Here is an 11,016-nt window from a genome sequence, read left to right as displayed (position 1 = left end):
GGTCAGCGCGACTCGGTAGCCTGCCCCCTATGTCTCTCGAGAACCGGCGCACGATCGCCGGCCACTGGCCGCTCATCAGCGGCGGTGTCGCGGTCGGCATCGCCGGGCTTCTGGGCATTCTCGTCGCTCTGCGCGAGAGCCCGATCGAACTCGATGCCGAGTGGATGGAGGAGCTGCTCGAGGGTCGCAGGCCGTGGTGGGATGTTCCCGCGCTCTTCATGGACTGGCTCGGCGGCGGCTTCGTCGCCGTGATCGTCGTTCCTCTCCTCATCGCGGGGGCGCTCGTGCTTGCGCGCAGGCCGCTCGGCGCCGCGGTCTTCCTGCTCGCCTCCGTGCTCAGCGCGGGGCTCGTGCAGGTGCTCAAGGCGGCGTTCGGTCGGGCGAGGCCCGAGCTCATGCTCGTGGTGAGCGACGAGGGCTCTTTTCCGTCCGGCCATGTCGCGAACGCGGCGACGATCGCGATCGCGCTCGGTCTCATCCTCGCGCTCGATCGCGGTCGTCGATGGGTCTGGATGCTCGGGGCCCTGTACATCGTCGCGATGGCACTGAGCCGCACCTACCTGGGGGTGCACTGGCTCACCGACACGATTGGCGGCGCGCTGCTCGGCGCGGGGGTCGCCGTCGTCGTGTGGGTGCCGTTCGCTCGCGCTCTCGCGCGGGAGCCGCGACCGCGCCGCGTCCGCTCGGGATGAGCAGGGCATCCGTCTAGCGCTGAATTGTCCACATGGATAACATGAGGTCATGAGAATCCTGCTTGTCGGCGCCGGAGGCGTCGGAGACGCGATCGCGAAGATCGCAGCCCGCCGCTCGTTCTTCGAGACCATGATCGTGAGCGACTACGACGTGACGCGCGCCGAGCGCACGATCGCCTGGATCGAGGCGAAGCACGGCCCGCAGGGCGACCGATTCGTCGCCGCGCAGATCGACGCATCCGACCCGGCCGTCGTCGAGAAGGTCGCGCGCGAGCAGGGTGCGACCCACGTCATGAACGCCGTCGAGCCGAAGTTCGTCATGCCGATCTTCGAGGGCGCGAAGGCCGCGGGCGCGGACTACATGGACATGGCGATGAGCCTGTCGCAGCCCCACCCCGAGGAGCCCTACGCGAAGACGGGCGTCAAGCTCGGTGACGAGCAGTTCGCGGTCGCCGAGGAGTGGGAGAGCGCCGGCCGTCTCGCCCTCGTCGGCATGGGCGTCGAGCCCGGGCTGAGCGACGTGTTCGCGCGCTACGCCGTCGACCACCTCTTCAGCGAGGTCGACGAGCTCGGCACGCGCGACGGTGCCAACCTCGTCGTGCGCGACGACGAGGGCAACGAGATCTTCGCCCCGTCGTTCTCCATCTGGACGACGATCGAGGAGTGCCTCAACCCGCCCGTCGTGTGGGAGAAGGAGCGCGGCTGGTACACGACGCCGCCCTTCAGCGAGCCCGAGGTCTTCAACTTCCCCGAGGGCATCGGCCCCGTCGAGTGCGTCAACGTCGAGCACGAAGAGGTGCTGCTCATGCCGCGCTGGCTCGACGCCCAGCGCGTGACCTTCAAGTACGGGCTCGGTGACGAGTTCATCGGCATCCTGAAGACCCTCAACCAGCTGGGGCTCGACAGGACCGCGCCGGTTCGCGTGCGCAGTGCATCCGGCCCGGTCGAGGTGAGCCCGCGCGACGTCGTCGCCGCCGGCCTGCCCGACCCCGCGACTCTCGGGCCGCGCATGACCGGCAAGACCTGCGCCGGCATGTGGGTCACGGGCACCGGCAAGGACGGCCAGCCGCGCGAGGTGTACCTCTACCACGCGAGCGACAACGATTGGACGATGGCCGAGTACGAGGCGCAGTGCGTCGTCTGGCAGACGGCCCTCAACCCCGTCGTCGCGCTCGAGCTGCTCGCCAGCGGGGCGTGGAGCGGCGCGGGCGTGCTCGGCCCCGAGGCCTTCGACGCGCAGCCCTTCCTCGACCTCATGGCCGCGCCCGAGAGCGAGGGCGGATACGGCCAGCCCTGGGGCCTCGAGGAGCGTCAGCCCGCGTAGGGTCGAGGGGTGAGCGCCCCTTCTGCCGCCGGTCGCAACTGGGCCGGCAACGTGATCTTCCGCGCGCCGCGATTCGCCGCACCGACGACGCTTGACGCGCTCATCGAGCTGGTGGGTGCGGCTCGCGCCGTGCGTGCCGTCGGCTCGCGCCACACGTTCTCGGCGCTCGCCGACAGCGACGACCTCCTGGTCTCCGTCGAGGCGATTCCCGGGGCCGTGACCGTGCACGCGGAGCGAGGCACGGCATCTGTTCCCGCGGGCTTGCGGTACGCCGAAGCCGCGCGCCAGCTAGACGCGGCCGGCTGGGCTCTCGGGGCCATGGCGTCGCTGCCGCACATCACCGTGGCCGGCGCGATCGCGACGGGAACGCACGGCTCGGGTGACGCCGCGGGGTCGCTCTCCGACGCCGTCGTGGCTCTCGACATCCTGCGTGCCGACGGCGAGCTCGTCGCCGTGCACCGCGGGGACGACGACCTCGCTGGCGCGGTCGTCGCTCTCGGTGCGCTCGGGGTCGTCACGCGGGTGGAGCTCTCCGTCGAGCCGAGCTACCGCATGACCCAGGTCGTCGACCGGGGACTGGCCTGGGATGCTGCGCTCGACGACCTCGAGGCGGTCATGGGCTCCGCCGACAGCGTGAGCCTGTTCACCCGGTGGGTCGACCCCGAGCGCATCGACCAGGTGTGGCGCAAGACGCGGGGGGAGACCGCCCCGGCCCCGTTGTCCGGAGCGCACCGGGCGGGCGAGGCCGGGCATCCCCTCCCCGATGGTCCCGCCGAGAACTGCACAGACCAGACCGGCGCGGCCGGCCCGTGGTTCGAGCGCCTGCCGCACTTCCGCGCCGAGTTCACGCCCTCGCACGGCGAGGAGCTGCAGTCGGAGTTCTTCGTGCCGCGCGACCGCGCGGTGGAGGCGATCCAGGCGGTGCGCGCGCTCGGGCCGCAGCTGCAGCCGCTCCTCTACGTGAGCGAGATCCGCAGCATTCGCGCCGACGAGCTGTGGCTGTCGGGGGCGTACGGGCGTGACACGATCGGCATCCACTTCACGTGGCGGCGCGATGAACCTGCGGTGCGCGCGCTCGTGCGTGTGATCGAGGCCGCGCTCGCACCGTTCGACGCCCGACCGCACTGGGGCAAGGTGTTCACCGCTGACCCGGTCGCGCTCGCCGGGCTGTACCCGCGCTGGGCCGACGTCGCCGAGCTACGCGAGCGCTGGGACCCGCGCGGGGTGTTCCGCAACGCGCAGCTCGCTGCCTGGGGTCTGTAGTGCGCGTCGTCGTCGCCCCCGACTCTTTCAAGGGCTCTGCCTCCGCGGCGGCCGTGGCGGCGGCGCTCGCCGAGGGCTGGAGCAGTGTGCGGCCCACCGACGACCTGGTTCTCGCACCCATGGCCGACGGCGGTGAGGGGACGCTCGACGCGGTCTCCGAGGCGACCCCGCGCTCGACGCGCATGCCGGTCACCGTCACGGGCCCGCACGGCCGGCGGGTGCCGGCCGAGTGGCTGCTGCTCGAGGCGCCCGACGGCACGAGCACGGGCCTTGTCGAGCTCGCGCTCTGCTCGGGAATCGAGTTGCTCGACGAGCTCGCGCCCGACACCGCGCACACTCTCGGCTTCGGGCAGGCGATCCGCGCCGCGCTCGACCACGGCGTCGACCGTCTGCTGCTCGCGCTCGGCGGCAGCTCCTCGAGCGACGGCGGCGCGGGGGCGCTCACGGCGCTCGGTGCTCGCCTGCTCGATGAACACGGGGCCGCCGTACCGCTCGGGAATGCGGGGCTCGCGCGCATCGCGGCAGTGGACTGGGCTTCCGTCGCTCCTCTGCCCGCCGGAGGGGCCCTCCTGCTGAGCGATGTCGACAATCCGCTCCTCGGCGATCGCGGCGCCGTCGCCGTCTTCGGCGCGCAGAAGGGGGTGACGGCCGACCGGGCCCGTGCGGCGGAGTCCGCACTGGCGCGCTTCGCGGACGCGCTCGCGGAGAATCCCGGTGGCGCCCGTGCCGACGCCCCTGGTGCGGGCGCCGCTGGCGGAACCGGCTTCGGGATGCTCGCCTGGGGCGCCACGATGAGCTCCGGCTCGCGGGCGATCGCGGAGACGATCGGCCTGCCCGCGTCGATCGCGAGCGCCGACCTCGTCATCACGGGCGAGGGTCGCTTCGACGGCCAGTCGGCGGGAGGCAAGGCTCCCGTCGAGGTGCTGCGGCTCGCACGGTCGAGCGGGGTGCGCCGCGCGCTCGTCGCCGGTCTCATCGACGTGCCTCCGGTCGGCTTCGACACCGCCGTCTCGCTCTCCGAGCTCGCCGGGTCGTCGGCCGCCTCCCTCGCCGATCCCCTGCGCTGGGCCCGTGAGGCGGGCAGGCGGCTCGCACTGGGGTGACGACCGGCAGCCGGTTTAGGCTGACCCCATGACGGATGCGCACGAGGCGGTCGCGGCCGCGAAGAAGGCTCTCGCCGAGGCCGAAGCGGCGCTCGCCGCCGCCACAGCCCAGGCCGAAGAGGCCGCCGAGGCGCAGACTGAAGCGACACCGGCGACACCTCCGGCAGCCGGCCCGCTCGACGAGAGCGAGGTCGACGTGATTCGCGCTGGGTACGTCGCCGAGGGAGCGGTGCTCGAGATGGGCGCACTCGTCAACGGCGAGGCGCGCGCGGACGTGCCCGTGCGCATCCCGATCGCGATGACGAACCGGCACGGTCTCGTCGCCGGCGCGACGGGCACCGGCAAGACGAAGACGCTGCAGGTGCTCGCCGAGCAGCTGAGCGCTGCGGGGGTGCCGGTCTTCGCGGCCGACATCAAGGGTGACCTGAGCGGCATCGCCGCGGCCGGCGAGCCGAGCGAGAAGCTGCTCGCGCGCACCGAGGGCATCGGGCAGGACTGGCGGCCGACGGGCCACCCGACCGAGTTCTACTGCCTCGGCGGCATCGGTCGCGGCGTGCCGATTCGTGCGACAGTCTCGAGCTTCGGGCCGCTCATGCTCGCCAAGGTGCTGGGCCTCAACGAGACGCAGGAGTCGAGCCTCGCCCTCGTCTTCCACTACGCGGACCAGGAGGGTCTGCCCCTCGTCGACCTCGCCGACCTTCGCGCCGTCATCCAGCACCTCACGAGCGACGAGGGCAAGGCCGAGCTCGCCGAGCTGGGTGGGCTCAACAAGGCGACCGCTGGGGTGATCCTGCGCGAGCTCATCACCTTCGCCGCCGACGGCGCCGACGTGTTCTTCGGCGAGCCCGAGTTCGACACCGCGCACTTCCTGCGCACGACCGCCGCGGGGCAGGGCATCATCAGCCTGCTCGAGGTGCCGGGCGTGCACGACAAGCCCGCGCTGTTCTCGACGTTCCTCATGTGGCTGCTCGCCGACCTGTTCAACGACCTGCCCGAGGTGGGCGACCTCGACAAGCCGAAGCTCGTGTTCTTCTTCGACGAGGCGCACTTGCTCTTCAAGGACGCCTCGAAAGACTTCCTCGCGGCCATCACGCAGACCGTGCGGCTCATCCGCTCGAAGGGCGTCGGCATCTTCTTCGTCACGCAGACCCCCAAAGACGTGCCGAGCGATGTGCTCGCGCAGCTCGGCTCTCGCGTGCAGCACCAGTTGCGCGCCCACACGCCCGATGCCGCCAAGGCCCTCAAGGCCACGATCTCGACCTATCCGACCTCGGGATACGACCTCGGCGAGGTGCTCACGACCCTCGGCATCGGTGAGGCCATCGTGACGGTCATGAACGAGAAGGGCGCCCCCTCGCCCGTGGCGTGGACGCGACTGCGAGCGCCGCAGGGCTCCATGGATCCCGCGCCGGATGCCCTCATCGAGTCGACGATCGCCGCATCGCCCCTGCTCGCGCAGTACGGCACGGCGGTCGACACCGAGTCGGCGCGCGAGATGCTCGCCGCGCGCATGAACGCCGCCGCCGACGCGGAGGCGGCTCGCGAGGCGGAGCGGCAGCGGCTCGAGCAGCAGGCCGAGGCCGCGAAGGCCCAGGATCGCGCGCAGGAGGAGTACGAGCGCGCCCTGCGCGACCTGCAGAAGAAGGGCCGCACGACGACGCGCACGACCACGCGCCGCTCGAGCTCTCGGCGCAGCGGAGGGAGCGCGGGCGGCATCGGCGACATTCTCGGCTCCCGCGCGGGTCAGACGATCGTGCGCGAGGTCGTGCGCGGCATCTTCGGAACCCTCGGGCGCCGCTGAGTCGAGCGCGCCCGCGCCGGCACCCTCACGCCAGATCGCGCAGCCGCGCGAGCGGCGTACCCCCTCCGCTGCCGCGTCGCTCCGAGCCGACAGCGATGACGAGCAGCACGAGGCCCACGACGGCGAGGGTGATCCACCACGGCATCGCCTCGATGCCGCGCCCGATCTGCACCGAGAAGGCGAGCACGTTCTCGAGGGGCAGCACGAGCATGCCGAGCACGAACGGCGCCGCGAGCCGCCACCGCACCCCCACGAGGATCATGACGAGTGCGATCGCCATGACGAGCACCGCCCGCCAGGTCTGCGGGTCGGTCGCCGTCGCGAGAATCGACGCGAGCACGAGCACGACGAGGCCCGGTGCGAGCAGCGGCCAGGAGCCCGCGCGCCCCAACGGCCAGTGGTGCACGGGGGCGGGACCGGCCCCGGAGGCGCGCCGCAGCGCGATCGCCCCGGCGGCGAGCAGCATGAGGCCGAGCGGCACGGAGAACGCCTCAACGCGCAGGAGCTCTCGCGGGCTCCACGCGACGATCGAGGTCGCGAGAGCGAGCGCGAAGAGCACCCCGGCGTGCGGCAGCACCGTCGTGCCGCGGGTGCTGCGCTCGACGGCGACGACCATGACGAGGAGAAGCGCCACCATGAGCGACCACTGGACGGCGACCGTCAGGGCGAACCACGGCGCCGAGACGTCGTACTCGACCGCCGTGCCCAGGGCGGTGGTGACGACCGTGAGGGCTGGCACGAGCGACCAGCGCCGCACCGCGGCCGGGCGACGCTGGGTGAGCAGGACGCCCGCGACGCCCATCGTGAGTGCGCCGGCGAGGGCCACGATCGCGACGACCGCGATGAGCGGCAGGGCAGTATCCACACCGTCGACGCGCAGACCGAGCCGTGCCGCCTGGACGCCGCCGGCCGAGCTGGCGACGATCGCAGCGAGGAGCGTGGGGGCGGAGAGCGCGCGCAGGCGGCCGATCCCGGGCGCGCCGGTGCGGATGCTCACCGCGAGCCCGGTCAGCACGACGGAGGCGGCGAGGAGCCCGACGGCCCGCGCGGGCTGCGCCTCCGGGGAGGCGCCGAGGGCGACGAGCAGGGGAACAATCGCGGCGAGCAGCGCGCCCGCCAGCAGGGCGGGCCTCGGCATGCCGCGGGCGGTGAGCACGACGGCGACCGTGGCCGCGACGAGGGCGGGGGGCAGTACGTGCGCCTCGAGCGACGTGACTCCGAGCGCGAGCCAGAGCGACCACAGCGATGCCGTGGCGGCCGCGCCGAACATCCACCAGTAGGCGGGGAGGCGACGCACCGAGGCCGCGCCTGCAGCGCCCACCGCGATGATGGCCAGGACGATCGCGCCCGTGGGTGCGCCGGCCGCCTCGCGGGCGAAGCACAGCAGCACCGCGATTGTCGCCGTGAGCAGTGTCGTCGCCTCGATGGCCAGGCCGACGGCGCGCCCGTGCGCGTCTGGCAGACCTCGGTGCCGCAGCACCGCTGTGATGCGGGGCATCAGCGGCAGCGTGACGGCGACGACGACGGCGATCGCCGGCAGGACGACCGGAGAGCCGCTCATGACCAGGAGCGCCGCACCTGCATTGACGAGCACGACCGCGATCGAGGGCACGATGAGGGCGGCGGCGAGAACCCTGATCACGATGCCGAGGCCGGGTCGGCGCGTGAGGAGCAGACTCACCGCGAGCACGAGCATGGTCGTCGTGGAGAGGGCGACCCATCCGTTGCGCTCGACGACCACGAGCCCCACCGCGATCGCGAAGGGAACGGAGGCGACGAGGAGCACCGTGATCCAGCGCGCGGCATCGACGCGGCGAAGGAACGTCGCGGCGATGGCGCCGAGCAGCCCGACCGTGGCGGTGAGACTGAGTCGAGCAGGCCCCTCGACCGTCGCAAGCGACAGGGCTGACGAGACGAGCACGAGCCCGTAGCCGTAGCCGATGGCGAGGTGCGCCGAGCGCGCGCCGATCGGCACCGTGCGCGCGAGGGTGGCAAGGCTGATGAGCACTGCGGCGCCGAGGCCGACGGCGAGGGCGGTCGACTGCCACGACAGCGATGCCGCCAGGAGCACCGCGAGGTGCGCGGCGATCACGATGGGCAGTCGCTGAGCGATGGGGGCGCGGCGCGACCGCTCGGGGCCCGTCAGCACGACGGCGCTGAGCGTGGCGAGCACGAGAGCCCAGGCCGCGCGAGCACCCGGGTCGACGATCGTGAGCCCGAGCGCGCCGAGGCCGCCGAGCGAGAGTGCCCACCAGGCGAGGGCGCGCAGCACCTCCATGGCCCGCGGTGCGCGGCGCGCCCGACGGCGCAGAATCTCGGCCTGGGTCGCGAGGCCTGCGCTCAGGATGACGAGCGCCACGACGGCCGCGACGCTCCCGTGGGCGGAGACGGCATCGTCGCTCATGCGATCCGCCGCGAGGAGGGCGGAGAGCGTCCCACTCGCCGCGAGCAGAGCTGCGGGGGCGATCGAGGCAGCGACGACGCTCGTCGCGCCCGTCAGAGCCGCGGGGCGGTGCGCGCGGCCCCGAGCCGAGAGGGTCAGGGTCAGGGCCAGCAGCCCGATCACGGCGGCGAGAGGGAGGAGCGCGAGGCGCGCCGGGTCGCCGCCGAACGCGGTCAGGTCGAGGGCGAAGGATGCGAGGGCGAGACCGACGGGCACACTCGCGCCCCCGGCGAAGCTCCACAGACGGCGGAGGGTGTACGGGGCACTGCGGCCCGCGACCGCGCCAGCACCGAGGACGGCCGCGGCGGCGGCGAGCCATGCCGGCGTCGGGTCGACGATCGCGACGAGCGCGGCCGCGGCGAGCGCGACGAAGCCGAGCACCTGCACGCCCACGAGCGCGACGCGCTCGACGAGCAGCACGGTCGAGCGCCGACGCTCGAGAGCCGCTCCGGCCTCCAGGAGGGCGAGCGCCGCCGCACTCGTGCCGAGCGGCCCCCACAGGGTGGCGAGCGTGCCGCCGATCGCCGCGCTCGCGAGCAGGGGGACGAGGGTGAGCGCCGTGCTGCCGGCGAGCATCCAGACCCTCATGCGCGTGCGGACGCCGAGGGCGAGGGCGAGGGAGCCGCCGGCGAGGGCAGCGGCCGTCAGCACCGCCCAGGTCTCTGCACGGGCGGCCACGACCGGCAGCAGGACGGAGGCCGCGAGGCCCGCGAAGACCAGGGCGAGAGCGGCCACGGACTCGGCCGAGACCCGCAGGGCTCGCCGCATGAGCAGCGGTGCGCCGCCCCAGAACAGCAGGCTCGCGACGAGGAGGATGATGCCCCGGGCCACAGAGTCGGTGAGGTCGGGATTCAGCAGAGTGAAGATCACCGCGGCGAGCCCCACGAGCGCGGCACCCGCGATCGCGAGCACCAATTGCACTGTCGTGCTCGCACGAGGCGGCTGCTGCGGAGCGAGGGAAGGGGCGGGGGATGCGCCCACCCTGTCGACGGCTGCGGCTCCTCGCGCGGTCGGGCTCGCCACGGGCGTCGGGCGGCGCGGCACGCGCGCGACCGAGTCCTGGAGCGTCGTGAGGGCCTCGGCCGCGGCTGACGCGCGCTGCCAGACCTCGACGCCGTCGTCGCCGCGAAGGTCGGCACCGCACGATGTGCAGACGCCCGCGGTCAGGCGACGCGTGCACACGGGGCACAGGGCCGTGTCGCGCAGTCGAGAGACCGTGCTCGAGGTCCAGTGAACGGGGCGGGCCCGCTGCGCGGTCACGTCGCTCACGAGGGGTCCTCCTCGCCGTCCGGAGTCCAGACGAGGATGTCGCCCGGCTGGCACTCGAGAACGCGGCAGATGGCGTCGAGGGTCGAGAAGCGCACGGCCTTCGCTCGACCGTTCTTGAGCACGGCCACGTTCGCCGGGGTGATGTCGATCGCGGCGGCGAAGTCGCCGACCGACATCTTCTTCTTCGCGAGCTGCACGTCGAGGTTGATGATGATCGGCATCAGACCACCTCGGCCAGGTCGCTCTCGAGCTGCGATGCCTGCCGCAGGAGGCCGCGCAGCACGACCACGAGGAGGGCGAGCATGCTGCCGACGATGATGCCGAGCACGCCGAGCAGCGCGATCGAGGGCGAGCCGGCCTGCGCGTTCGAGATGGTGATGAGCGAGCCGAGCACGATGATCGTCGCGAGGATGATCGAGCCGAGGATCACGTCCACGTAGCGGAACGCGCGCGGATTGAAGATGATGCCCTCGCGCACGAGCGAGAGCATGCGCCACACGCACACGAGCGTCACCTGCAGGCACAGGACGAAGACGGCGGCGGCGATGACGCCCGGCCATTGCAGGTAGGCGAGCGGGGGCAGCATCGCGGCCATGTTCGCGGCGATCGTCGGCACGACCACGGTCTGGCAGATGAGCAGGAGCGCGAGCAGCACCGCGATGAGCGCCTTGAGGGAAACGATCGTGAGACGGTGCATCGAGGTCCTATCGATAGTCAGTGGATAACTATCGAAAAACGATACATCATGCGTCCCCTACGTCATGCACGGGCAGTCCTGGCTACCCGGCCGGCGACTCGCGGGGAGCGCCGATCGACGATCCCGCGATGAGCGGCCGGGGCGGGCAACGCCTCACCGACGGTCGCGAGGGGAGACGCGAGATATGGCGGAGGATAGGGGATTCGAACCCCTGAGAGCTTGCACTCAACACGCTTTCCAAGCGTGCGCCATAGGCCACTAGGCGAATCCTCCAGGCGCATTCCGCCGAGACGGAACAACGACAGCGATCCTACCGGTAAACTCGACGACGGCTCCCCGCGTGGCGCCATCCAGGCCAACTCCCCCAGGGCGGAAACGCAGCAAGGGTAACCGGGCTCTGGCGGGTGCGCGGGGGGTCCTTCGC

Annotated in this window: 8 protein-coding genes, 1 tRNA gene and 1 other RNA gene; 6 read left to right on the top strand and 4 right to left on the bottom strand. The window is 72.4% G+C overall.

Features of this window, described 5'->3' with window-relative positions:
• Window positions 1-29 precede the first annotated feature (29 nt).
• The 5 genes from HUJ41_RS10980 to HUJ41_RS10960 are packed head-to-tail and all read left to right on the top strand — an operon-like array spanning window position 30 to window position 6,183.
• Window positions 30-692 (top strand): phosphatase PAP2 family protein, encoded by a 663-nt coding sequence (locus HUJ41_RS10980; protein WP_179872588.1) that lies wholly within the window; start codon window positions 30-32, stop codon window positions 690-692.
• A 49-nt stretch (window positions 693-741) separates the two neighbouring features.
• Window positions 742-2,016 (top strand): saccharopine dehydrogenase family protein, encoded by a 1,275-nt coding sequence (locus tag HUJ41_RS10975; RefSeq protein ID WP_179872587.1) that lies wholly within the window; start codon window positions 742-744, stop codon window positions 2,014-2,016.
• 9 nt (window positions 2,017-2,025) lie between these two features.
• Entirely contained in the window at window positions 2,026-3,279 is a 1,254-nt protein-coding gene (locus HUJ41_RS10970) for a D-arabinono-1,4-lactone oxidase (protein WP_179872586.1), read from the top strand.
• Window positions 3,279-4,382, top strand: coding sequence for a glycerate kinase (locus HUJ41_RS10965; RefSeq protein WP_179872585.1), 1,104 nt, complete (start codon window positions 3,279-3,281; stop codon window positions 4,380-4,382). Before HUJ41_RS10970 ends, HUJ41_RS10965 begins: the two co-directional genes overlap by 1 nt.
• 28 nt (window positions 4,383-4,410) lie before the next feature.
• Window positions 4,411-6,183 (top strand): helicase HerA-like domain-containing protein, encoded by a 1,773-nt coding sequence (locus HUJ41_RS10960; RefSeq protein WP_179872584.1) that lies wholly within the window; start codon window positions 4,411-4,413, stop codon window positions 6,181-6,183.
• Window positions 6,184-6,208: 25 nt separating this feature from the next.
• On the opposite strand, the gene HUJ41_RS10955 is transcribed toward HUJ41_RS10960, so the two are convergent.
• From HUJ41_RS10955 to HUJ41_RS10940, 4 genes are all read right to left on the bottom strand, one after another.
• A complete protein-coding gene (locus HUJ41_RS10955; RefSeq protein ID WP_179872583.1) occupies window positions 6,209-9,895 on the bottom strand; it encodes an SCO7613 C-terminal domain-containing membrane protein in 3,687 nt (1,228 codons plus the stop codon).
• Window positions 9,892-10,116, bottom strand: coding sequence for a helix-turn-helix domain-containing protein (locus tag HUJ41_RS10950; RefSeq protein WP_152584020.1), 225 nt, complete (start codon window positions 10,114-10,116; stop codon window positions 9,892-9,894). The genes HUJ41_RS10955 and HUJ41_RS10950 overlap by 4 nt, the downstream gene beginning before the upstream one ends.
• Window positions 10,116-10,592 carry a DUF2975 domain-containing protein gene (locus tag HUJ41_RS10945; RefSeq protein WP_152584021.1) on the bottom strand — a complete coding sequence of 159 codons (477 nt, stop codon included), beginning with the start codon at window positions 10,590-10,592 and terminating at the stop codon, window positions 10,116-10,118. Before HUJ41_RS10945 ends, HUJ41_RS10950 begins: the two co-directional genes overlap by 1 nt.
• Window positions 10,593-10,777: 185 nt before the next feature.
• Window positions 10,778-10,865 (bottom strand) — tRNA-Ser (locus tag HUJ41_RS10940).
• Window positions 10,866-10,919: 54 nt separating this feature from the next.
• Between HUJ41_RS10940 and ffs the strand changes: the two genes are divergently transcribed.
• Window positions 10,920-11,016, top strand: an RNA gene (gene ffs, locus HUJ41_RS10935) — signal recognition particle sRNA small type.

The sequence above is a fragment of the Microcella indica genome (assembly GCF_013414345.1).
Lineage (GTDB): Bacteria > Actinomycetota > Actinomycetes > Actinomycetales > Microbacteriaceae > Microcella > Microcella indica.
The sequence above is the reverse complement of the archived record's forward strand: the minus strand, read 5'-3'. Positions and strand labels throughout refer to the sequence as shown.

What these genes read in the sequence shown, in the direction of transcription:
- HUJ41_RS10950 (WP_152584020.1), bottom strand. Translation starts at nt 10,116, where the DNA reads ATGCCGATCATCATCAACCTCGACGTGCAGCTCGCGAAGAAGAAGATG.
- HUJ41_RS10975 (WP_179872587.1), top strand. Translation starts at nt 742, where the DNA reads ATGAGAATCCTGCTTGTCGGCGCCGGAGGCGTCGGAGACGCGATCGCG.
- HUJ41_RS10980 (WP_179872588.1), top strand. Translation starts at nt 30, where the DNA reads ATGTCTCTCGAGAACCGGCGCACGATCGCCGGCCACTGGCCGCTCATC.
- HUJ41_RS10960 (WP_179872584.1), top strand. Translation starts at nt 4,411, where the DNA reads ATGACGGATGCGCACGAGGCGGTCGCGGCCGCGAAGAAGGCTCTCGCC.
- HUJ41_RS10945 (WP_152584021.1), bottom strand. Translation starts at nt 10,592, where the DNA reads ATGCACCGTCTCACGATCGTTTCCCTCAAGGCGCTCATCGCGGTGCTG.